Below are 22,508 nucleotides of genomic sequence, written 5' to 3' on the forward strand. Positions count from 1 at the left end.
CTGGGCGTATTTTCAGAGTGTCGTGACATGTCCGGTGCTTTCGTTGTGTGACGCGGTGGCTGTGTCGGATATCCGAGCGTCGTCAACCTGAACATCGCCCAACCGAACATCGTCGATATTCGCGGTGCGGCCGCGTCGGTCTCGGCGGCTTTCACGCGTTCCGCTGATGAACATGTAGACCGCGTAGACGGCGAGGGCGGTGACGACAACACTCAGGATGATCTTGCGTTGCTCACCGGTCAGCCAGCTGTGCACGTAACCGAGGAACGGAAAGCTGTACCAGACCTTCCCTCTGATCTGTTCAGGGATCACCGGTTTGTCGTCCGGAATGGAGTTGGCATCTCCCTGCGTGGTGAAAACTCGTTCGCCCCGGGTGTTCTCGCTGATAGCGACGACGCGATGTGTCACAACTGTGGGTTGTCCGGACTCCAACTGAAATGTGATGGGCGTTCCGATCGCGAGATCGCTGGCGTCTATCTCCTTGACGACAATCAGGGAACCAGGCTTGTAGGTCGGCGACATCGACCCGGTGAGGACTGTATAGCGCTGCGCTCCAGCAAGATACGGAACAACGATTGTTGCGATGATCAGTGCGCTGAGGACAAACAGAAGCAGCCAGCTGACAATGGAAGTGATCCACCAGATCGGCCCGCTTCGTTGTGTGCGGTGCTTTGCGTCCATCAGAATCCTCACTACGGCTGTGTGCGCGGGGGAACGGATTGTGTGCCCTTGAAGTTCAAGGTTGCTGTGGTCGACTGACCTTGTGCGGCATTTGCATTGACGGTCGCTCGCAGGCACCACGTTGACGACGTATTCGGTGAGAGAGTGGGTCGGGGTGTCGGCAGCGGAGTCGACGGGTACTTGGCTGCCGTCAGAGTCCCGGTGTAGAGCTGCGTGCCGGTGGGAGTTCCTGTTGTGGGGCAGTTGGCATTGCTACCTACCTGCCACACTGTGAGGTCGAGTTTCGGTTCCGGTTGCGATTGAGTTGCCGAAGTCAGTTCGTATTGCATGATCATCGCAGTGCGGTTCACGATGGTGATGGGCTTCTGTGAGTAAGCACCGAGACTCATGGCGGTGCCTCCGAAACCGGTCAGCGTGTAACTCTCGGTCGCACTGGCGTAATCTGCGCCAAGGCGCAATACCAAGGTGTCTGCCGTCATCTGTAGCCCGGGCACTGGAGTCTCAGCACGCCACAGGGCGCCGGTCTGTTGTGCCGATGCAAACATCACAACAATGACCGACGCTCCTGCGAGTGCCCCCCAGGCTTTAGCTCTCACGGTGTCGCAGCCTCAGGGGTTGATTTCTGTTTGGGTGATCTCGAGTGCGAGATTCGTCAAGTTGATCGACGCACCCTGAGCAACAAGATCGTCCACGTTGTCGAATGTGATGACAACCGTGACGGCCACCGCGTCACCGTTGTTGGCGGCAGTCAGCGGGCTGTCGTCGTCGACGACGCTGCCGTCGACTGTGACCGTAGTGACGACGTCGGAGCTGTCGAGGAGTTGCCCGGCAGTGGCGCCCGTTGCCGCTGTCGTTCCAGCCGTGATCGAAGCGGGGTCTGCAGCGATGACTGCGTTCAGGCGATCACCGATTGCGTTGATCGACGTTGTGCAGTTGTACTCGAGAACCTCGGTCGGGACGATTCTGTACGCAGCAAGGTTAGCGGCGGGGATGGCAATCGTGGTCGGGTTCGTCGATGCCCAGCCACTAGTGCCTGCAGCTACGACGCAATCGCCGATCTGCAACTCGCCGGCGGTGACGGTGTTTCCGCCGATCGTCGTGCTGTCGTTCCAATACGCGAGTGAACCTGCGCCGCCGAGTAACAGTGCGCCCGCAGCTGCTGCCGCGATTGCGCCCTTTGTCTGTTTTTTCATGGAGAGCTCATTTCTGGGGAGTCCGAATTGGGCCGTTCAGAAATGAGTATCAGCCATGGCAAACGATTCGTTACCGGTTTTGAAAAGAATATTTCGCCCAAATTGAAATTGCGAGTCTGAGCTGGGGAAAGCCGCCCTACCAGGCGATTGTCACTGGTTTGTTAGTTCAGCGTTGAAGAAACCTCCTGTTTGTCCAACTCGACAAAGGTTTACCGCCTTCTTTGTTTTTCGCTATTCATGTGGCTGGTTAATTACTCATTCTATCGAGGGTGATATGTCCGAATTGTCATTATTTAGTATCTCGAAAAGGGTCCGTCGTATTTCCGACAAGTGCGGCGACGGATTCCAGAACGATGGTGGGGCGATACGGATACAGCTCCACGGACGCCGGTGTCGAGATCCCGGTCATCACGAGGATGGTTTGCAGGCCGGCCTCCAGGCCGCACACGATGTCGGTGTCCATGCGGTCGCCGATCATCAACGTATTGGCGGAATGAGCGCCGATGGACCGTAATGCCGATCGCATCATGAGGGCATTCGGCTTGCCGACGTAGTACGGGTCGCGCCCCGTGGCTTTGGTGATCAAGGCGGCGACGGAACCGGTGGCAGGCAGGGAGCCGTCTCGTGACGGTCCGGTGGCGTCGGGGTTGGTGGCGATGAACCGCGAACCCCGCTCGACCAACCTGATGGCGGTGGTGATGGCCTCGAACGAGTATGTGCGGGTTTCACCAAGCACGACGTAATCGGGATCGCTGTCCGTCAGGACGTATCCGATATCGTGCAGCGCCGTGGTCAGGCCCGATTCGCCGACCACGTATGCGCTGCCACCAGGTCGCTGATTGGCGAGGAAGGTGGCAGTCGCCAGAGCGGAGGTCCAGATGGACTTCTCGGGGATGTCGAGGCCGGAGTTCAGTAGGCGTGCACGCAAGTCGCGCGGAGTTCTGATCGAGTTGTTGGTCAGCACCATGTACGGGATGTTGTTCGATGCCAGTTCGGCGAGGAACGTGTCCGCTCCCGGCACCAAGTGTTCTTCGTGAACGAGGACTCCGTCCATGTCCATGAGGTAGGTCCACTGGGATTCATTCGCGGTTGTGGTCATGTCTCAAGTATGTGGGAACCGCGTCCGAGGTGGGCGGTCAAGCGAGAAGACGCCACAGTCCGATCAGGCCGACGACGACAATCGTGTACCGCAGCGCAGTGGGAGACAGGCGTCGCCCGTAGCGGGCTCCGAGCACACCTCCGCCGAGTGAGCCGACTGCGATCAAACCGGCTGCCGCCCAATTGATCTGGTCGAAAGCCAAGGTGATGTACATTGCCGCGGCGACGATGTTGACGAGCAGTGAGAGGAGGTTCTTCGCTCCGTTCATGCGCTGCAGGGTTTCGGGAAGGATGGCACCCATCACACCGATCAGGAGTATGCCCTGCGCGGCGGTGAAATAGCCGCCGTAGATACCGACGGCAAACGTGCCCGCGGTCAGAAGCATCAACCTCGTGGTCGACAGCGTCGTCTCTTCGGTGGAGCGCTTTTTCGCCCACGCCTGGATGCGTGGTTGGAGAAGGACGAGGGCAAGCGCCAGGATCAGCAATACCGGAACTATCGTCTCGAACAATTTCTCGGGAAGGTGCATCAGCAACCACGAGCCGAGTAACGCCCCGGCGAGTGACGCCGGAATCTGCCACCGCAGTCGGTCCCACTGGCCCGACAATTCGCGGCGGTAACCCCAGGTTCCGGAAACTCCGCCCGCTACAAGGCCGACGGCGTTGGACATCGTCGCAGTGACCGGAGGCATGCCGAAAGCTACGAGGGTGGGGAAGGTGATCAGGGTTCCACTGCCCACCACGGCATTGATGGCCCCGGCGCCGATACCCGCCACGAGAATAAAAAATGCGTCCAGTCCGCTCACTCCGCAGACGGTACTGCAGGGTGATTCGGGGGTACTCGGTGGCTCGGGGCATTGGATACGGCTAATCCATTGAACACGTCATCTGCCCGTTGCGGGAGGGTTGAATTCAGCCTGATTTCAAGGCGGGGTTGCTGCTATTTCCCTTGCAGCGCAGGGAAATACAACATTTGACGACTCGGGGTTCTGCGTCTAGTATTTGCTCACCATCTCGAGCGACCGAGAGACCTGGCTCGTCGACGTCGCAGCAACCCCCCGAGTGATCGGGAGCGGGTGCTTTCTGCCAGGACCGATGGAAGGCATCACATGAGTATCACTCGCTGCGCCGGTACCGCTCCGTGCGCCGGTTCGAACGCGTACGCACCGCACCGTCGACGTCACATCGACCTGCGTCGTACCGCGTCGTGTCACTGTCGCTGACCGAACTTCTCGGCACCCGAAAGTTCGCTGCACTCGTAAGTCGTCGCGCAGCATTCCCATTTTCCGAAAGGTCTATTTTGTGATGTCTACTCCGCCTGGCAGTGCGCCGTGAGCGCGCCCACCGAGATCCGCCCGGAAAAACGGGTGGCCGCGCCGGAACTTCCCGACTCCGAGCTTGTTGTTGCCCGCACCTGGCACCCGCTTCGTTGGGTGATCAGCGCGATCGTTCTGGTACTGCTTGCCCAGTTCATTCACGGGCTCGTCGTCAATCCGGGCTGGGACTGGCCGACGTTCGCTCAGTACTTCACCGCGAAATCGGTACTGGCCGCGTTGTGGATGACGATCAAGCTGACCCTGTGGGGAACGATACTCGGGTTCGGACTCGGCGTGTTCCTGGCGCTCGGTCGCTTGTCGAAGAATCCGGTCCTGCAGGTCATCGCCTGGACCTACATCTGGGCGTTCCGCTCGATTCCGCTCATCGTGCAGTTGCTCTTCTGGTTCAACATCACGTACCTGTACCAGACGCTCTCTCTCGGAATACCTTTCGGCCCTGAGTTCTTCACATTCCAGGTCAGTGGTGTGATCGGTGGATTCACCGCGGCCGTCATCGGTTTGGCGTTGCATCAGGCCGCATATTCGGCAGAGATCATCCGTTCCGGAATCATCTCGGTGGATCACGGTCAGATCGAAGCGGCGCACTCGCTCGGTATTCCGCGCAGCCGTCAGTTCTTCAAGATCGTTCTCCCGCAAGCGATGCGGGCAATTCTACCCAATGCGGCCAACGAGGTCATCGGACTCTTCAAGGGAACCTCCATCGTTTCCACCATGGCAATCGCCGAGCTGTTCTACCAGGTGCAGGTAATCTTCGGGCGCAACGGACGAGTAGTGCCACTGCTGATGGTCGCCACAATCTGGTACATCATCCTCACGACGCTGCTCTCGATCGGCCAGTATTACGTCGAGCGGCACTACGCACGAGGGTCCGCGCGTGCTCTCCCGCTGACTCCGGTGCAGAAGGTGCGCAAGAAGTTCGAAGAGATCCGCGATGCGCGTCTCGACATTCCGCGAGGTGCATCCCGATGACCGTAGAACTGACCGACGAGACGGTGTACGCCGTCGAGGCACGCGGTATCCACAAGTCGTTCGGTGCTCTGGAAGTGCTTGCCGGCGTTGATCTCCTGGTTCGCAAGGGCGAGGTCACCGTGATTCTCGGGCCGTCGGGTTCCGGCAAGTCCACCTTGCTGCGCGCACTCAATCATCTCGAGAAAGTCGATCGCGGCACCGTGCGGATCGACGGAGAGCTGATCGGCTATCGGCGCAAGGGAAATCGGCTTCACGAACTGCGCGACCGCGAAATTCTGAAGCAGCGCTCGAACATCGGTTTCGTGTTCCAGAACTTCAATCTGTTTCCCCATCTCACGGCGCTGGAAAACGTGGTGGAAGCACCGCTGTCGGCCCAGAAACGCGACCGCGACGACGTGTATCGCGAAGCACGTGCGCTCCTCGAACGAGTGGGCGTGGGGGACAAGGCAGACGAGTATCCCCGTCAACTCTCCGGTGGCCAACAGCAACGTGTCGCCATTGCCCGGGCATTGGCACTGCGTCCGGCTGTGATTCTCTTCGATGAACCGACGTCGGCGCTCGATCCCGAATTGGTCGGTGAAGTCCTCGAAGTTCTTGCCCAGCTTGCCCGCGACGGCGCCACCTTGGTGATCGTCACGCACGAGGTCGGATTCGCTCGGGAGGTGGCGGACACCGCAGTCTTCATGGACGGCGGAGTCATCGTCGAGCAGGGCCCACCGTCGCAGGTGATCGACAACCCGGTTCACGAACGGACCAAAGCTTTTCTCTCCCGCGTCCTCTGACGCGTCACAGACACATTTCCGAAAGGCACACACTGATGTTTTCCCGATCCCGCCGCGTTACTGTCCTGATCTCGGCTCTCGCCACAGTCGGACTGCTCAGCGCAGCCTGCAGTAGCGCGGACGCCGAGTCCGACGGTAGCCAGGTCACCGCCGCCGCGGGTTACAACCTCACTGCGGAGCAGAATCGCATCACCACCGACAAGGTGGATTCCATCGCTGCCGAGGTGCCCCAGGAAATCCGCGACCGCGGCACGCTGCGAGTTACCGGCAGCGCCGGTTCCGCTCCGCCGCTTCGCTTCTACGCCGACGACGACACGACGCTCATCGGCTCCGAAACCGACTTCGCCTACCTGATCGGCGACGTTCTCGGGTTGAAGGTGGACCTGCAGACAGCCGACTGGGCACAGAACTTCGTTCGGATCGACTCCGGGGAAGCCGACGCGTTCATCTCCAATGTGACTGTGACAGAGGAACGTAAGGAGAAGTACGACTTCGCCACTTACCGACTCGACACCCTCGCGTTCGAAGCCAAGAAGGGTGCCGGGGTCTCCATCAAGGAGCCCAAGGATATTGCCGGGCTGAAGATCGCGGTGGGATCCGGCACCAATCAGGAAGCGCTGCTGGTCAAGTGGAACGAGCAGAACGTCGCCGCCGGTCTGGCCCCCACCGACATCTCCTACTACCAGAACACCACCGACTACTACCTGCCCCTGCAGTCCGGCCGGATCGACGCTTACTTCGGACCGAACCCGTCGTCGCAGTTCCATGCCAAGCAGTCGGGTGAAACCGAGGTGGTCGGTGAGTTCTCCGGGGCCGGTGACGCCTTGCAAGGGCAGATCGCCGTGTTGGTGAAGAAGGACAACGGACTGATCAAGGCAATCAACGACGCCATCAACCACGCGATCGAGAACGGCACGTACCAGCAGATTCTCGAGCGGTGGAACATCACCGGCGAAGCCGTCGACACCTCCCTGATCAACCCGCCCGGACTCCCGAAGACCAAGTGAGCCAACGTCGATGAGTGAAATTCTCGATGTAATCGTCATCGGCGGCGGACTGGTCGGGTCCTCAGCGGCCTGGCGGCTCGCCGCCCGCGGACGTCGCGTCGTCCAACTCGAGCAGTACGCACCAGGGCACAAGCACGGCGCGTCGCACGGCACTTCCCGGATCTACCGACAGGCGTACGACAATCACCTGTACACGGGGTTGGCGGCATCGGCTCTCCCGCTGTGGCGGGAGCTTGAAACCACGACGGACATCGGCTTCCTGGAGTTGACGGGTGCCATCGATCACGGCCTGCCGCAGGCTGTGGTCACCAAGGCGCGGGTGCTCGCCGAAGCGGGCATCAAGGGTGAGATCCTCACTCCCGCCGAGGCATCCGATCGCTGGCCGGGCTTGCGATTCGACACGACAGTTCTGCATCACCCCGATGCGGGCAGGCTGCATGCGGATCGTGCCGTCGTAGCGCTCGAAGCGGGTTCACGATTCGCGGGAGCCGACGTACGCCACGGCACGCGCGTGCTGACAATCGCGGAGGCGTCGTACGGCGTCGACGTGATCACGGACAGCGGGACTTTGAGAGCTCAGCACGTCGTTGTTGCAGCCGGCGCCTGGACTGCGGAATTGATCGACCGAAGCCAACTCGGCGGCCAGGTCGTGTTGCCGACCCTGCGTACGACGCAGGAACAACCGGCGCACTTTGCGCCACTCGATCCGGGAACGGCGTGGCCGAGCTTTGTGCATCATCCCGGCGCGGAGCTGAGCACCGCCGGAATCTACGGACTCGGATCAGAGGACGGAATCAAGATCGGCGAGCATGCGACGGGGCCGGAAGTGACTCCGCAGACTCGTAGCTACATCCCTGATGCCGACGGCGAGCAGCGTCTGGTCGAGTACGCCGAGGCCTGGTTGCCCGGTGTCGATTCGGCGCAGGTCGAGTCCTTGACCTGCCTGTACACCAGTACCCCTGACAGTAATTTCGTGATCGACCGGGTTGGCGCCGTAACTGTCGCCGCGGGATTTTCCGGGCACGGATTCAAATTCGGGCCGGCGCTCGGCGAGCTGGTGGCCGATCTGGTGGAAGGAAAGGCTTTGTCACCGCAGGAATTCCGGTTGGGGGTGCGTCTCTCATGACAATCGAGATTGCGGGAATCGGCGGCGTAGAGGTGCGGCCGGTCTTGCAGGACGATCCGCTGGCCGCTCCGCTCATCGAGGAATTGGCAGTGGAGTACAGCTCACGGTACGGCGGCACTCGTGACGAGGTGTTCGAAGACCTGACAACGTATCCGGCCGAGGAGTTTGCGCCGCCACAAGGTGCATTGCTGGTTCTGACTCTCGGGGATCAACCGATCGCGGGTGGTGCGTTCCGCCAATTCGATTCCGATACTGCCGAACTCAAGCGGATCTGGACGTCGGCCTCCTTCCGTCAGCGTGGTCTCGGAAAGGTTGTCGTCAGGGAACTGGAGGCCGAGATCGCCGCTCGGGGTTATCGGCGGGTGTTTCTCACGACCGGTCCCCGTCAACCCGAAGCGGTTGCCCTGTACCTCTCGTGTGGATACACGCCGCTGTACGACACCGCGCTTGCGCCTCTCGAGGTGGGAATTCACCCATTCGACAAGAAGCTGCACGTTCGGCATGACTACGACCGGAGAGTGCCGGCATGAGCGCGGAGGAGTTCCCGAAAATGTGGCGTACGCTGCAATTCCTAGTGAGCAAGTTGACAATTCGCGATCATCTCGTAGACTTGCGAACGACCATCTCGAGCGACAGAGAGACCTGGCTCAATGAAGTCGCAGCAACCCTTCGCGTCATCGCGTGAGGGTGCTACCGCCAGGATCGATGGAGGAATGCAGCAATGAAGGCAGTTGAAGGCGGTTTCGATACCGCGTGGTCGCGCCGTCACGTAGACCTGTGCCGCACAGCAGGATCGTTCTGTACTCACTGACCATGGCAGCGATGTTCGCATCGTAGTGTGACCCTGGTCAGTATCTCGAGGCCCCCGCAGTTGGGTAAGCCTGTTTTCTATTCTCTTCGTAGCTGATTCGTGCTTGGTTACCCCGTTGTCCGGTGGTGACAGGCGCGCTTTTCCGCATGCCTCATTAGGAGTTCTCGGTGTCTTCACGCTCAATCGGTGCACGCTCACGTGTCACCGTCGTCGCCGGTATCGGCGCTATTTCGGTCCTCGGCACCGTACTTGCCGGTTGCAGCACCAGTAGCGGTGACACCAGTGCAGACGCCGGTCCCGCCCAGTCGGGCGGAACCCTCCGCTACGGACTCTCCACGGCGCCTACCTGCGCAGACCCGGCTCAGGCGGGCACGAATCAGACCGTGTATGTCACTCGCAGCGTGGTGGATTCGCTGACGGATCAGAACGTGGAGTCCGGCGAGATCACGCCGTGGCTTGCCAAGAGCTGGGACATCAGCCCCGACGCCGCAAGCTTCACATTCAAGCTGCGCGACGACGTCACCTTCAGCGACGGCACTCCGGTCACCGCGGCTTCGGTCAAGAAGAACTTCGATGTCGTCAAGGATCTGGGCCCCAACGCCGCACTGGCGAAGAGTTATCTGTCCACCTACACCGGCACCGACGTCATCGACGAGCACACCGCAAAGGTGAACTTCTCGGGACCCAATGTGCAGTTCCTGCAAGCAACTTCGACGCCGCAGCTCGGAATACTGGCGGATTCCACCACGGCACTGCCGTCGGAGCAACGTTGCGCCGGTAATGCCGTGATCGGTTCCGGTCCGTTTGTCTACTCCGATTGGCAGCAGGATCGCTCGGTCTCGATCAAGAAGCGAACCGGGTACAACTGGGCGTCGGACGCAACCGCGCACCAGGGTGAGGCATACCTCGACGGCGTCGACTTCACCGTCGTTCCGGAGTCCGGAGTTCGGGCCGGCAGCGTTGCTTCCGGCCAGCTCGACGCGGTCAGCGACGCGTTGACGCAGGACGCTCCCCAGATCGAAGCCGCAGGCGGGCGGGTCCTGACTCGTCCGAATCCCGGAATCGTGTTCTTCTTCCAGCCCAACGTCAGTCGCGGAGTTCTCGCAGATCAGGCTGTCCGACAAGCGATCATCCCCGCCATCAACCGGCAGGAACTCGTCGACACGGTGCTGGATCCGAGTTTCTTCCCCGCGACGAGCCCGCTGGCGCACACCACGCCGCTCTACGCAGATCAGTCCGGAGTCGTGACCTACGACGCGGACAAAGCCGGAAAGCTGCTCGACGCAGCGGGGTGGAAGACCGGCTCCGACGGAATACGTGAGAAGGACGGCCAGAAGCTGACTTTCGCGATTTCCTTCAGTCCGGTGTTCGCCGGCAACCAGGCAATCCTCGAGCTGGTTCAGCAGCAGCTCAAGAAGGTGGGTGTCGACCTGAAACTCAACCTCCTGTCCAACGGGGAACTGACCGAGAAGCAGAACTCGGGTGACTACGACGCCGTCTACTACAACGCCACCCGCGCGGATGCGGATATCCTCCGGACCACCTTCGGTGTCGAGGGCCGAAATCTCAACAAGCGTGCCGCAGATCCGGAGCTCGACAAGGTCCTGACGGAGCAGTTGGCAACAACCGACTCCGCTGCGCGTGGTGAATTGGTCAGTGAAGCGCAGGAACTGATCATCGACCGTGGACTGTCGATTCCGACCATCGAACTCTCGCAGGCAGTGGGAGCCGGAGCGTCGGTGCAGGACCTGAACTTCGAGGCGTCCTCACGTCTGCAGTTCTACGACGCATGGTTGTCGGGTAAGTAATCATGACTCGATACGTACTCACCCGACTGGGCCAAGCCGCACTGGTCCTCTGGGCGGCCTTCACCATCTCGTTCGTGATTCTCTTTCTGTTGCCCAGTGACCCGGTCAGCATGGCGGCAGAATCGTCGGGGCAGGGTGTTGCCGTGGATCAAGCTGCGCTCGATCAGCTTCGGGCACGATACGGCTTGGACCAGTCGGTGTGGGTGCAGTACTGGACGTCGCTGACAAATGCACTTCGCGGCGATTTCGGTACGTCGATCGCGACCGGCCAATCGGTCACCGATGCGATCTTCTCGGCCTTGCCGAGCACGCTGGTACTGGCCGTCACCGGGCTGGTTCTCTCCGTGGTGTTCGGAGTGACGATTGCCTTCTTCGCGACGTACACCCGCAAGCGATGGCTCGCGAATCTGTTGTTCTCGCTGCCGCCACTCGGAGTGGCTGTGCCTACCTTCTGGGTGGGACTGATTCTCCTGCAGCTCTTCTCGTTCCGGTTGCACATCTTCCCGGCGTTCGGTGACAAGGGCTTCGCGACAGTGATTCTCCCGGCAATCACCTTGGCCATCCCGACGGGTGCCGTGATCGCTCAGGTGCTCACGACCAGCCTGCAGTCGACGCTGCGTTCACCGCATGCTGAGACTGCGTACGCAAAAGGGGCAAGCCGTTGGCGGGTTCACACCCGTCACGCGTTGCGACTCGCGAGCATCCCGGCATTCACCATCGCCGGCGTGCTGGTCGGAACATTGCTCGCCGGTTCGGTGGTTGTCGAGACGGTGTTCTCCCGCGCCGGCGTCGGTCGTTTGACACAGACTTCGGTGATGGCGCAGGACATCCCGGTGGTTCAGGGTGTTGTCGTGTTCGCCTCCTTGGTGTTCGTGCTCGTCAACCTCGCGGTCGACCTCTTCTACCCGCTGATCGATCCACGCATCATCCAGGCGAAGAAGACCGTCACCGAAAAAGCGAACGCCGAAGAATCAAACGCCGAGAAATCAAACCCTGAAAGCTCGACCGATCTGGAGCCGACACATGTCTGACACACTGATCGAACCCCTGCTCCTCGATCCGAGCGTCGACGAGAAGACACCGGTCGCTCCGGGCCGCAAGTCCACCGTGATCAGCTTGATCCGCAAGCCGGGTCTGGTGATTCCGGTGCTGATCGTGTTGCTGGCCATCGGTTTTGCCGTGGCGCCCGGTGTGTTTGCCAGCGGCGACCCGCTGTCCGGCGTCCCCGCGGACAAACTGCAGGGCCCGAGCCTGGCGCACTGGTTCGGAACCGACAATCTGGGGCGAGACCTCTACACCCGGTTCGTGCACGGCGCCGCGTTGTCCTTGACGGCGACGCTGGTCGCGGTGGGGATTGCGCTGGTCGTCGGATCGTTGGTCGGGCTGATTGCAGGATTTGTCGGTGGCGTGGTCGACGCAGTGCTGATGCGCATCGTCGACGTTCTGCTCTCGATTCCCGCTTTGCTGTTGTCACTGGCGCTGGTCACTGCACTCGGTTTCGGCACCATCAACGTCGCGATCGCTGTCGGTGTGGCAATGGTTGCAAACTTTGCCCGCGTGATGCGTGCGGAGGTGATGCGGGTGCGCAGTGCCCAGTACGTCGAGGCGGCTTTCGGTTCGGGAGTGCAGTGGCTCGGGGTTCTGCGCCGGCATATCCTGCCCAACTCCTACGCCCCCGTGATCGCACTGTCGGCAGTGGAGTTCGGTCAGGCAGTACTTGCGGTGTCCGCGTTGAGTTTCCTGGGTTTCGGAGCGGTACCACCCACCCCGGAGTGGGGATCGCTGGTGTCCGAGGGACGGAACTACCTCGCTAATGCCTGGTGGATGACAACACTTCCCGGCCTGGCAATCGTTGCCGTCGTCATCTCGGCGCATCGCATCGGTCACGAAATCGAAAGGAGCAACCGGCGATGAGTACTACTGAGGATCAGTTGCTTTCCGTCACCGATCTGCAGATCTCCTACGGACACACCCCTGCCGTCACCGGTGTGAGCTTCACGGTCGGCCGCGGTGAAGTTGTTGCGGTGGTGGGTGAGTCAGGATCAGGAAAGTCCACCACAGCTCACGCCATTCTCGGGCTTCTCTCGGGTAGCGGCCACGTCACCGGAGGCGGCGTCGAGTTCGAGGGCGAACGTATCGACGAATACTCGGATCGGGCGTGGCAGAAAATCCGTGGCGCGCGTATCGGTTTGGTGCCGCAGGATCCCACCACGTCGCTCAACCCGGTGACCCGGATCGGGGATCAGGTTGCAGAAGTACTTCGCATTCACGGCCTGGCCGACCGGCGGAAAGCGCGGTTGGATGCCATCGAGGTTCTCGAACGCGCGGGAATCGATCGCCCGGAGATCCGGGCACGGCAGTACCCACACGAGCTCTCCGGCGGTATGCGGCAACGAGTTCTGATCGGTATCGCGCTGGTGGCAAACCCGGCACTGATCATTGCCGACGAGCCCACCAGCGCCCTGGACGTTACTGTGCAACGACGAATCCTCGACCACTTGGACGAGCGGATTGCCGAATCCGGGTCCGCAGTTCTCCTCATCACTCATGACCTGGGTGTGGCCGCGGACCGCGCGGACCGGATTTTGGTGATGCAGGGTGGCCGGATTGTCGAATCCGGCCGTACCGCAGAGATTTTGGAAAATCCACAACACGAGTACACGAGGAAGTTGCTGAGCGCGGCGCCGAGCCTTTCTTCGGGACCGGTCGATCGCCCCGTTCGTCAGGATACGACGCCGCTACTGACGCTGTCCGGAATCACCAAGCGCTTCAACGTGGGCCGCGGGAGTTCGATAACCGCGGTGAACGACGTCTCGCTGACCGTACCGCGTGGTCAGACGGTGTCGCTGGTGGGGGAGTCCGGTTCCGGGAAGTCCACGACCGCGCGCATTGCCGTGCGATTCGAACAGGCGGATGCAGGCACCATCACCTTCGACGGCCGGGACATCACGCGGGTCAAGGGCGGTGATCTCCGTGAACTGCGACGCAAGATCCAGCTTGTCTACCAGAACCCGTACGCGTCCCTCGACCCCAAGCTTTCGATCGTCGACATCGTGGCGGAGCCGTTGCGAGCCTTCAAGGTCGGCAGTCGAATCGAACAGCAGGCCCGCGCCGCGGAACTACTCGATCAGGTCGCTCTGCCCGGACAATTCGGTAGCCGCAAGCCCGCCGAACTGTCCGGTGGACAGCGGCAGCGAGTGGCGATTGCACGTGCACTCGCGCTGAAGCCGGATCTGCTCGTACTCGACGAACCGGTATCCGCACTCGACGTCTCGGTGCAAGCGCAGATCCTCGCGCTCCTCGACGATCTGCAGCGCGATCTCGGATTGACGTACCTCTTCATCTCACACGATCTGGCGGTAGTGCGGCAGATCAGCGACATCGTCGGAGTCATGCAATCCGGTCAGCTGGTCGAAATCGGCACCACCACGGAGATATTCGACAATCCCCGCCACGACTACACCCGAACGCTGCTCGGTGCCATCCCCGGGCGGGATCACGCAGCAGGAAAGGCCGAACATGTCCGAGCATAATTCCCCAGCATTTCTCATCGGCCTCGAATTCGCGGGTACCGGTGTGCATCCCCATTCGTGGCGCCGTCAGGATTCGCGGGCCGAAGAAGTGTTCACCTCGTCGTACTGGGTGGATCTGGTGACCGCGGCCGACCGGGCAGGCGTAGACCTTGCCTTTTTCCCGGATTCGTTTGCGCTGCAGACCCAAGGACAGCATGCAACCCGTGGCCGTCTGGAAGCCGTAGCGACAGCAGCCCGATTGAGCGCGGTGACATCACGGATCGGGTTGGTTCCCACCGCGACCGTCACTCACACCGAGCCGTTCCACATCTCGAAGGCGATCGCGAGCATCGACTTCTCGTCCTCGGGCCGCGCGGGGTGGCAGGTGGCGGTGTCGGATACCGACGAGGCGAGCGCGCTGTTCGGCCGGAAGGCCGTTCAGAGTGGGCCGTCCCTGTGGGAGGAAGCATCGGAGGCTGTCACCGTCGTGAGCCGGTTGTGGGACAGCTGGGAGGACGACGCCGAGATCAGAGATGTGCCGACCGGCCGTTTCATCGACCGGGACAAGCTGCATTACATAGATTTCGAAGGCAAGAACTTCTCGGTCAAGGGGCCGTCCATCACACCGCGTTCGCCGCAGGGGCAACCGTTGATCGTGGTGGACGCGAGTCGACCCGAGGCGCGCGAGCTGGCAACCGAGCGTGCCGATCTCATCCGAATCTCCGCTGCCGACCTGAGTGAGGCGCAGGCAACAGCCCGCCTGGTCCACGAGCACGCCGCAAGGATCGGCCGCACCGTGCGCGTTCTGCTCGACGTGGACGTCCTGCTCGGTGCCGATCGCGCGGCGGCCGACGACGCGCTCGCCGAACTCGAAGAGTGGGCGGGAGTGCCGTACACGCCGCATTCGGTGTTCTATCGCGGCGACGCCGCTGGGTTGACCACGCTGCTTCGCGAGATCAGTGGTTCGGCCGGTCTGGACGGAGTGGTACTGCGGCCCCTGGCATTGGCATCCGGTGTCCAGAAGATCGTCACCACCGTGTTGCCGGCTTTCAATCCGCGGCCGAACCTCGCTCCGACCCTGCGAGAGCGGTTGGGGTTCGAGTTGCCCGTCAACCAGTTTGCATAGCCGGCCAGAGAAGAACAGGAATTTCGATGACACAGAACAAGATTCGTAAGCAAGTTCATCTGGGCGCTCACTTTCCCGGCGTGAACAACACCACCGTCTGGGCCGATCCGGCCTCGAAGAGTCAGATCGAGTTCAGCTCGTTCGAGCACCTTGCACGCAGCGCCGAACGCGGATTGTTCGACTTCTTCTTCCTCGCCGAAGGACTGCGGCTGCGCGAACACCAGGGCAAGATCCACGACCTCGACGTGGTCGGCCGCCCGGACACCTTCAGCATTCTCAATGCGATTGCCGGTGTGACAACACATCTCGGCCTGGCCGGAACGATCAACACCACGTTCAACGAACCCTACGAGTTGGCAAAACAGTTCTCCACCCTCGATCACCTCTCGGACGGTCGAGCAGCCTGGAACCTGGTCACCTCGTCGGATGCCTTCACCGGTGAGAACTTCCGCCGCGGTGGATATCTGGAGCACTCGCAGCGATACGCGCGCGCCAACGAATTGGTCGACGCAGTGCGGACACTGTGGGACAGTTGGAGTGTCACCCGCCCACTCGTCGACCGTGAACGCGGAATCTTTGCCACCGACCAGCAAGTCGGCCAGTTCTCGCACACCGGTGAACAATTCGACATCTCCGGACGATTCGAAGTACCCCGAAGCCCGCAGGGGCATCCAGTTCTCCTGCAGGCCGGTGATTCCGACGAAGGTCGAGAATTCGGTGCGGCCAAAGCCGACGCCATCTTCACCGGCCACGGAACCCTCGAGGCCGGAAAGACCTTCTATGCGGACGTCAAGGGCCGCCTTGCCAAGTACGGACGGACGCACGCCGACCTCAAGATTCTCCCCGCCGCCACCTTTGTCCTCGGCGACAACGCGGCTGACGCACAGGAGAAGGCGTATCATATTCGGAGGCAGCAGGTCGGTCCGCAGACCGCTATCGCCTTCCTCGAACAGGTCTGGGGCCGAGACCTTTCCAACTACGACGCCGAAGGTCCGCTGCCGAAGGAAGACCCGTCGGACGACGTCAACATCACCCGGGGACGCGTCCGCCACGTCAAGGATCCCCGCGCTGTCGCCGATCAGTGGCGAGCAAAAGCTGAAGCGGAGAACCTCAGCATTCGTGAACTGATCATCGATGTCACTGCCCGCCAGCAATTTGTGGGCAGCGCAGCCGAAGTGGCCGCCGAGATCGACAGCTACGTCCAGGGCGATGCGAGCGACGGTTTCATTCTCGTCCCGCATCTCACCCCCGCTGGACTCGACGAGTTCATCGACACCGTCGTACCGGAACTGCAGGACCGCGGCAGCTTCCGAACCGAATACACAGGAACAACGCTGCGTAGCCACCTCGGGCTGCGCCACCCGCACGAGCAGGCTGAAGGAGTCCGCGCATCATGACCGTAACCGACACCGCTACCAGTACCTTCGTCAGCGAATGGAATGCTTGGCATGCCTCGCGCGACACCACTTTCAGCGAACCGCTCGGCTGGCTGAGCCTGACCGCCCTGCACTGGTTGGTGGACACCGATACCACTTTCGAGGATCTGCCGGGGGCGTGGCGCGCGAACGCCGATGCCGTAGTGGTGACGGCAACGGCGGCGGACGATCTGTCGATCGACGGTGTTGTGGTGGACGGTTCGGTCACCCTCGAACCGGCCGAAGGGGCACCGGGACTCATCGTCAACCAGGGGGCACGTCTGGTCGAGGTAATCCGCCGAACCGGTGATGTTGCTCTGCGGATTCATGATTCGTCGGCGCCCGGCCTGGCGCAGTTTCGTGGCATTCCGACGTTCGAGCCGCAGTCGGAGTGGGTGATCGAGGGTTCGTTCAGCGCCTATCCCGAGGCTCGCACGGTCACGACGGGCGCCGTCGTCGAGGGCCTCGAGCACCACCACGACGCGCGGGGAGTCGTCACCTTCGAGTACGACGGTCAGACACATACTCTGATTGCGTTTGCCGGCCAGGACAACGGGTTCCACATTCTGTTTACCGATGCGACCAGCGGAGTGTCGACCTATCCGGCGGCACGGTCGCTCCACGTCGGCGCATCGGCTCCGGGTGGCGCGGTTGTCCTCGACTTCAACCGGGCGTCGAATCTGCCGTGCGCCTTCACCGACTATGCAACCTGCCCGGTAGCGCCCGCCGAGAATCGTCTGCCGTTCGCGGTGGAGTCCGGCGAGAAGACCCCAGAAGGGCGCTGACATGACGGTGCCGCTGTCAGTTCTGGATCTGTCGCCGATCAGTGAGGGTAGTACCGCGCGAGATGCGCTGCGGAATTCGCTGGATCTTGCCCGGTCCGCGGAAACCTGGGGCTACAAGCGGTATTGGGTTGCCGAGCACCATTTTGTCGGTGTAGCGAGTTCGTCCCCGGCGGTACTGATCGGGCTGATAGCGGCCGCCACCAACACTATTCGCGTCGGCTCCGCTGCCGTGCTGTTGGGAAACAACACGGCGGCAGCGGTGGTGGAGGCATTCGGTACCGTCGACGCGTTGTACCCGGGCCGGATCGATCTGGGTATCGGTCGTAGCGGCCAGCGCCGGGTGGAAGCGCTGCGAGCCGTTGCCGCCGGCAAGAGCGCGCTGGGCGATGTACCCACGGAGACCGTGGTGCGTGACGGGGTTGTGATCCCGGCACCCTTCGATATTTCGGGACTGCTCACGTCACCGCGACTGCAGGCGTCGTTCGAGGCGCTGTCATTTCCCGGCGCGCAGGCGCCGGACTTCGAGGAGCACGTCAACGAGGTCCTTGCCCTGTTGAACGGAACTCATCGCAGCCGCGACGGTATCGAATTGCACGCAAGTCCGGGCGAGGGCGCTGACGTCGAGGTGTGGGTATTCGGCAGCAGCGCCGGACCGAGTGCCGAACTCGCGGGAAAGCTCGGGTTGCCGTTCGGCGCGAATTACCATGTGGCGCCGTCGAGCACACTCGATGCGGTGCAGGCCTACCGCGCGGCATTCCGGCCGTCGGAAACTTTGGCGGAGCCGTACGTCGTGGTCTCCGCCGATGTTGTCGCGGCAGAGGACGACGCAACAGCCCGGGAGTTGGCGTCCACGTTCGGGCACTGGGCGCACAGTATCCGCAGTGGTGCCGGAGCAATTCCGTACCCGGACCCGGCGACAGCACTCCCGTTGTCGGAGAGTAACCGCGCGGTGGTCGAGGACCGGCTGATCACGCAGTTCGTCGGCTCTCCCAGCACTGTTGCGGACCGGCTCGACAGTCTGCAGAAGCTGACCGGTGCCGACGAATTGGTGATCACGGGCGTCACTCATCGGCACGAGGATCGTCTGCGCTCGTACGAGCTACTGGCCAGGGAGTGGGGTTTACCCGCCTTACTGGCGGCCTGATTACGCGCCAAGCCTCTACGCTCCGATCGCCCCCGCGATCATCGGCCAGGACGCGCGCATGTCCGCTTCGAAGAGCCCCCATGTGTGGGTGCCCTCGGGGCGGTAGCTGAAGGTGGCAGGGATGCCGAGCTGTGCGAACCGTCCCTGCAGCGCAGCAGTACACAGTTGAGTGATCCCCTCGAGCACGCTGCCAGGAATGACGCCGGCGATGGCCGGAATCGAGTTGATTCCGTCCACCGGTCCCGGGATGCCGTTACCCGTGGCGATGAAGAGCTGTGTGCCGCGGAGCTTTTCGGCGTTGACCAGCGGGTCGTGCGCAGCCCACTGCGGCCCGCCCGGCCGGCCCCACATGTTGTGGACGTTGCCGCGTCCGAGAACTTCCACCATCGATCGAACCGCCATCTGTCCCAATCCGTCGACGGTCCGGGGACAACCGCTGTACGAACCGACGGCGCGGTACAGCCCTGGCGCCTGAATGGCGAGGTCCAGGACCGGGCCCCCTGCCATCGACACGCCGCCGAGGGCGTTCACTCCGGTTGTGTTGTAGCGAGAGTTCACCGCTGCGGGGAGTTCCTGCGTCAGGTACGTCTGCCACTTGTTGCGGCCGAGCACCGGATCGTCGGCATTCCAGTCGGTGTACATGCTGTACTTGCCGCCGATCGGCATCACCACGTTGACGTGCTTGTCGTCGAAGAAATCGCGAACCCCGGTGTTGTTGAACCACGAGATCCCGTCTTCACCACCGCCGACCCCGGTCAACAGGTAGAACGTGGGAGCTGGTCCGCCGCCGGCGGGAGAGATGACGTCGTTGCTGATCCATCGGTCCATCGACGGTGAATAGACGTCGAATCTGGTGACCGTGGACTGCGCGGACGCGGTGGGCGCAGTCAGGGCAAGAAAGCCTGCAACCATCACCGCTGCCATCGTGAGGTGGATACCGAAGTGTTTCCCGAATCGCGTCACGATCAGCTCTCCCCACGGTCGCAGCTTTGTCCTGGTGAATTGTGTATACCAACAGTGGCACAATGCGAAGCAAGGTAACGAATGTCCGTTATGCAAACGAGTGGTGGAGGGCGGTCTTGTGAGCGCGCAGTCGGATCGTCCGGCGCCCGACCTTGTGCGTCTGGGCTTCGGATTGGCGTCGATCGCGCTTGGCGCCGCGCGCAGAACGGCAACGGCCGCATTGGACTCGGTTCCGCGGATTCCGATTGTCGGAGAACAACTGGATCACGCGATCGGGCAGGTGAGTGAGCTCGGCAACGACGCAATCGCATCCACCATCGCGTTTGCCGACACAAGCTTGCGGGCGGTGATCAAGGCAGTGGTAACTGCGGCACTCGACGAAGTCGACATCACGAAGATCGTTGTCGACAACGTCGACCTCGACACTATTGCCGAAACAATCGACGTCGACAGGATCGCCGAACGAGTGTCGTTGGAGCCGATCATCGATCGCATCGACGTGGACGACATTGCGCGACGGTTGGACGTCGAGGCAGTGATCAATCGGCTCGACCTCGACGGCATCGTCGATTCGGTGGACATCGAACGCCAGATCTACCGGGTCGATCTGGTGAAGATCGCGGACCAGGTCATCGAGGGCGTAGATCTGCCCCAGATCATCCGCGAGTCCACCGGGTCGTTGTCCACCGAAGCGGTACAGGGCGCTCGCGTCCAGGGGAAGCAAGCGGACGACGCAGTGGCGGATTTTGTCGGTCGACTGTTCGGACGCGACAAGAACGACAAGATCGCGGGGCAGGAGTAGTGGCGGTATCCCAGAATTCGGGCCCGGCCGGAATTGTCACTCGCGGTATCGCCGGAGCGATCGACCTGGGCGTCGTACTTGTTCTCATGGGCAGTGGATACCTCGCGGTGGCGTTTGTGCGACTGCTGTTCTCTCCGCAGACGTTCACCTTCTCCCAGCCCGGGGTTTTCCTGTCCACCTCGGCGTTCATCACGGTCTCCACCGTGTACTTGACGGCGTGTTGGGCGACGACCGGCCGAACTGTCGGCAATGTGGTGATGGGGCTACGCGTCATCACGTCGGGGCATCGGCTCGTACGCTGGCCGCTGGCACTTCTCCGGGCCATCTCGTGTGTGCTCTTCGCCTTCGGTCTCGGCTGGGCCGTAATCGACCGGCGTCGACGCTCGTTGCAGGACATAGTGCTGCGGACGACGGTGGTGTACGACTGGCGCCAGGATCCGGACATCGTCGTTACCCACGAAGTGGAGCACTCGTGACCGACCCCAATCGACCGGACGAACGATTTACTCTCGCCAGCGAGCGAACCTTTCTGGCGTGGATGCGAAGTTCGTTGGCGTTGTTGGCCGGTGGGATCGCGATAGTGCAGTTGGTTCCCGAATGGAGCACCGGGTGGGTGCGCACCACACTCGGACTTGTCCTGATCATGTTGGCGGCGGCCGCCGCACTCGTGGGGATGCGTCGGTGGTTGCAGGTGAAGAAAGCGCTCGAGGACGGCGCCCCGATGCCGGAACCGCATGCGCTCTGGCTGTTTGCCCTGGCCTTGGCCGCCGTTGCGGTTGTGGCCGGGGTGGCGACGATCATCACGAGCCTCGCCCGCTGATCCACGCGTAGAAGTCCGCGGGCGGCCTGGATAGTGTGCAGAGAAGTCGTATTGAAAACGAAGACGAAGGAGCACACAGTGGCGCAGGAGCTCAAGCTCGGATACAAGGCCTCGGCGGAGCAGTTCGGGCCTCGGGAGCTGGTGGAGCTGGCAGTTCTCGCGGAACAGCGCGGCATGGATTCCGTTGCGGTCAGTGATCATTTCCAGCCGTGGCGACACAACGGCGGCCACGCACCCTTCTCCCTTGCCTGGATGACGGCAGTGGGCGAGCGGACCGAGCGCGTACAGATCGGAACGTCGGTGATGACTCCGACGTTCCGGTACAACCCGGCTGTCATCGCGCAGGCATTTGCGACCATGGGTTGCCTGTACCCGGGACGCATCATGCTCGGTGTGGGCAGTGGCGAGGCGCTCAACGAGATCGCCACCGGATTCCAGGGCGAATGGCCGGAGTTCAAGGAACGCTTTGCGCGGCTGCGCGAGTCGGTTCGGTTGATGCGCGAGCTGTGGCTCGGTGACCGCGTCGACTTCGAGGGTGAGTACTTCACGACTCGTGGCGCGTCGATCTACGACGTCCCCGAGGGGGGTATCCCCGTGTACATCGCCGCGGGTGGTCCGGTCGTCGCACGGTACGCCGGCCGCGCCGGTGACGGTTTCATCTGTACGTCCGGCAAGGGCATGGATCTCTACACCGAGAAGCTGCTTCCGGCAGTGGCAGAAGGTGCTGCCAAGGCAGAGCGCGACGTCGCCGAGATCGACAAGATGATCGAGATCAAGATCAGCTACGACACCGATCCGGACGCTGCACTCGAGAACACCCGTTTCTGGGCGCCGCTCTCGCTCACCCCCGAGCAGAAGCACAGCATCGAAGACCCCATCGAAATGGAAGCAGCAGCCGACGCCCTTCCCATCGAGCAGGTCGCGAAGCGCTGGATCGTCGCGTCCGACCCCGACGACGCCGTCGAACAGGTCAAGGCCTACGTCGACGCCGGACTCAACCACCTCGTGTTCCACGCACCCGGCCATGATCAGCGTCGCTTCCTCGAACTGTTCGAGCGCGACCTGGCGCCGCGGTTGCGCGCACTGGGCTGACGGACAACAACATCCTTACGGTGTCTGCCACTCGCCG

At 62.0% G+C, this 22,508-nt stretch carries 24 protein-coding genes and 1 riboswitch; of the genes, 18 read left to right on the forward strand and 6 right to left on the reverse strand.

Annotated elements, in window-relative coordinates:
• Positions 1-12: 12 nt before the first annotated feature.
• The 5 genes from ACFRFQ_RS02465 to ACFRFQ_RS02485 form a co-directional block, all read right to left on the reverse strand.
• Complete coding sequence (locus ACFRFQ_RS02465) at positions 13-681, reverse strand: signal peptidase I (protein WP_378652660.1); 669 nt, start codon at positions 679-681, stop codon at positions 13-15.
• Between the two features lie 11 nt (positions 682-692).
• Positions 693-1,277: a hypothetical protein gene (locus ACFRFQ_RS02470; RefSeq protein WP_378652663.1), complete on the reverse strand. Its 585-nt coding sequence runs from the start codon at positions 1,275-1,277 to the stop codon at positions 693-695.
• Positions 1,278-1,289: 12 nt separating this feature from the next.
• Positions 1,290-1,874 (reverse strand): alternate-type signal peptide domain-containing protein, encoded by a 585-nt coding sequence (locus ACFRFQ_RS02475; protein WP_378652665.1) that lies wholly within the window; start codon positions 1,872-1,874, stop codon positions 1,290-1,292.
• 289 nt (positions 1,875-2,163) lie between these two features.
• Positions 2,164-2,934: an HAD-IIA family hydrolase gene (locus tag ACFRFQ_RS02480; protein WP_378653512.1), complete on the reverse strand. Its 771-nt coding sequence runs from the start codon at positions 2,932-2,934 to the stop codon at positions 2,164-2,166.
• A 76-nt stretch (positions 2,935-3,010) separates the two neighbouring features.
• Positions 3,011-3,778, reverse strand: a complete 768-nt coding sequence (locus tag ACFRFQ_RS02485) for a sulfite exporter TauE/SafE family protein (RefSeq protein WP_378652668.1) — start codon at positions 3,776-3,778, stop codon at positions 3,011-3,013.
• Positions 3,779-4,303: 525 nt separating this feature from the next.
• Between ACFRFQ_RS02485 and ACFRFQ_RS02490 the strand changes: the two genes are divergently transcribed.
• The 14 genes from ACFRFQ_RS02490 to ACFRFQ_RS02555 all read left to right on the forward strand — a co-directional run bounded on the left by ACFRFQ_RS02490 (position 4,304) and on the right by ACFRFQ_RS02555 (position 18,794).
• Complete coding sequence (locus ACFRFQ_RS02490) at positions 4,304-5,278, forward strand: amino acid ABC transporter permease (RefSeq protein ID WP_378652670.1); 975 nt, start codon at positions 4,304-4,306, stop codon at positions 5,276-5,278.
• Positions 5,275-6,060: an amino acid ABC transporter ATP-binding protein gene (locus ACFRFQ_RS02495; protein WP_378652673.1), complete on the forward strand. Its 786-nt coding sequence runs from the start codon at positions 5,275-5,277 to the stop codon at positions 6,058-6,060. The genes ACFRFQ_RS02490 and ACFRFQ_RS02495 overlap by 4 nt, the downstream gene beginning before the upstream one ends.
• Before the next feature lie 35 nt (positions 6,061-6,095).
• Positions 6,096-7,067 carry an ABC transporter substrate-binding protein gene (locus tag ACFRFQ_RS02500; RefSeq protein ID WP_378652676.1) on the forward strand — a complete coding sequence of 324 codons (972 nt, stop codon included), beginning with the start codon at positions 6,096-6,098 and terminating at the stop codon, positions 7,065-7,067.
• Positions 7,068-7,077: 10 nt separating this feature from the next.
• Positions 7,078-8,193: an FAD-dependent oxidoreductase gene (locus ACFRFQ_RS02505; protein ID WP_378652679.1), complete on the forward strand. Its 1,116-nt coding sequence runs from the start codon at positions 7,078-7,080 to the stop codon at positions 8,191-8,193.
• Positions 8,190-8,723, forward strand: a complete 534-nt coding sequence (locus ACFRFQ_RS02510) for a GNAT family N-acetyltransferase (RefSeq protein ID WP_378652682.1) — start codon at positions 8,190-8,192, stop codon at positions 8,721-8,723. Before ACFRFQ_RS02505 ends, ACFRFQ_RS02510 begins: the two co-directional genes overlap by 4 nt.
• Positions 8,724-8,810: 87 nt before the next feature.
• A riboswitch (SAM riboswitch) is annotated at positions 8,811-8,905 on the forward strand.
• Between the two features lie 9 nt (positions 8,906-8,914).
• Positions 8,915-9,004 carry a putative leader peptide gene (locus ACFRFQ_RS02515; RefSeq protein WP_317823110.1) on the forward strand — a complete coding sequence of 30 codons (90 nt, stop codon included), beginning with the start codon at positions 8,915-8,917 and terminating at the stop codon, positions 9,002-9,004.
• A 167-nt stretch (positions 9,005-9,171) separates the two neighbouring features.
• Positions 9,172-10,812 carry an ABC transporter substrate-binding protein gene (locus ACFRFQ_RS02520; protein WP_378652685.1) on the forward strand — a complete coding sequence of 547 codons (1,641 nt, stop codon included), beginning with the start codon at positions 9,172-9,174 and terminating at the stop codon, positions 10,810-10,812.
• Positions 10,813-10,814: 2 nt separating this feature from the next.
• The gene (locus ACFRFQ_RS02525) at positions 10,815-11,843 is read left to right on the forward strand and encodes an ABC transporter permease (RefSeq protein WP_378652687.1); all 1,029 of its coding nucleotides are present in this window, start codon (positions 10,815-10,817) and stop codon (positions 11,841-11,843) included.
• Positions 11,836-12,726 carry an ABC transporter permease gene (locus tag ACFRFQ_RS02530; RefSeq protein ID WP_378652690.1) on the forward strand — a complete coding sequence of 297 codons (891 nt, stop codon included), beginning with the start codon at positions 11,836-11,838 and terminating at the stop codon, positions 12,724-12,726. Before ACFRFQ_RS02525 ends, ACFRFQ_RS02530 begins: the two co-directional genes overlap by 8 nt.
• The gene (locus ACFRFQ_RS02535; protein ID WP_378652693.1) at positions 12,723-14,345 is read left to right on the forward strand and encodes a dipeptide ABC transporter ATP-binding protein; all 1,623 of its coding nucleotides are present in this window, start codon (positions 12,723-12,725) and stop codon (positions 14,343-14,345) included. Before ACFRFQ_RS02530 ends, ACFRFQ_RS02535 begins: the two co-directional genes overlap by 4 nt.
• Entirely contained in the window at positions 14,332-15,450 is a 1,119-nt protein-coding gene (locus tag ACFRFQ_RS02540; protein WP_378652696.1) for an LLM class flavin-dependent oxidoreductase, read from the forward strand. The genes ACFRFQ_RS02535 and ACFRFQ_RS02540 overlap by 14 nt, the downstream gene beginning before the upstream one ends.
• A 26-nt stretch (positions 15,451-15,476) precedes the next feature.
• Positions 15,477-16,847, forward strand: coding sequence for an NtaA/DmoA family FMN-dependent monooxygenase (locus ACFRFQ_RS02545; protein WP_138869909.1), 1,371 nt, complete (start codon positions 15,477-15,479; stop codon positions 16,845-16,847).
• Positions 16,844-17,650, forward strand: a complete 807-nt coding sequence (locus ACFRFQ_RS02550; RefSeq protein WP_378652699.1) for a DUF1684 domain-containing protein — start codon at positions 16,844-16,846, stop codon at positions 17,648-17,650. Before ACFRFQ_RS02545 ends, ACFRFQ_RS02550 begins: the two co-directional genes overlap by 4 nt.
• 1 nt (position 17,651) lies before the next feature.
• Positions 17,652-18,794 carry an LLM class flavin-dependent oxidoreductase gene (locus tag ACFRFQ_RS02555; RefSeq protein WP_378652702.1) on the forward strand — a complete coding sequence of 381 codons (1,143 nt, stop codon included), beginning with the start codon at positions 17,652-17,654 and terminating at the stop codon, positions 18,792-18,794.
• 15 nt (positions 18,795-18,809) lie between these two features.
• Here the strand turns inward: ACFRFQ_RS02555 and ACFRFQ_RS02560 are convergent, their stop codons facing one another.
• Entirely contained in the window at positions 18,810-19,718 is a 909-nt protein-coding gene (locus tag ACFRFQ_RS02560) for an alpha/beta hydrolase (protein ID WP_378653515.1), read from the reverse strand.
• Positions 19,719-19,875: 157 nt separating this feature from the next.
• Here ACFRFQ_RS02560 and ACFRFQ_RS02565 point away from each other — a divergent pair, with 157 nt between their 5' ends.
• The 4 genes from ACFRFQ_RS02565 (at position 19,876) to fgd (ending at position 22,471) form a co-directional block, all read left to right on the forward strand.
• Positions 19,876-20,559 carry a hypothetical protein gene (locus ACFRFQ_RS02565; RefSeq protein WP_378652705.1) on the forward strand — a complete coding sequence of 228 codons (684 nt, stop codon included), beginning with the start codon at positions 19,876-19,878 and terminating at the stop codon, positions 20,557-20,559.
• Positions 20,559-21,035: an RDD family protein gene (locus ACFRFQ_RS02570; RefSeq protein ID WP_378652707.1), complete on the forward strand. Its 477-nt coding sequence runs from the start codon at positions 20,559-20,561 to the stop codon at positions 21,033-21,035. The genes ACFRFQ_RS02565 and ACFRFQ_RS02570 overlap by 1 nt, the downstream gene beginning before the upstream one ends.
• The gene (locus tag ACFRFQ_RS02575; protein WP_378652709.1) at positions 21,032-21,379 is read left to right on the forward strand and encodes a YidH family protein; all 348 of its coding nucleotides are present in this window, start codon (positions 21,032-21,034) and stop codon (positions 21,377-21,379) included. Before ACFRFQ_RS02570 ends, ACFRFQ_RS02575 begins: the two co-directional genes overlap by 4 nt.
• A gap of 78 nt (positions 21,380-21,457) precedes the next feature.
• On the forward strand, positions 21,458-22,471 hold the full coding sequence (fgd, locus tag ACFRFQ_RS02580) for a glucose-6-phosphate dehydrogenase (coenzyme-F420) (RefSeq protein ID WP_378652712.1): 1,014 nt from the start codon (positions 21,458-21,460) through the stop codon (positions 22,469-22,471).
• The last annotated feature ends 37 nt before the right edge of the window (positions 22,472-22,508 follow it).

The organism is Rhodococcus sp. NPDC056743 (assembly GCF_042790355.1).
Lineage (GTDB): Bacteria > Actinomycetota > Actinomycetes > Mycobacteriales > Mycobacteriaceae > Rhodococcus_F.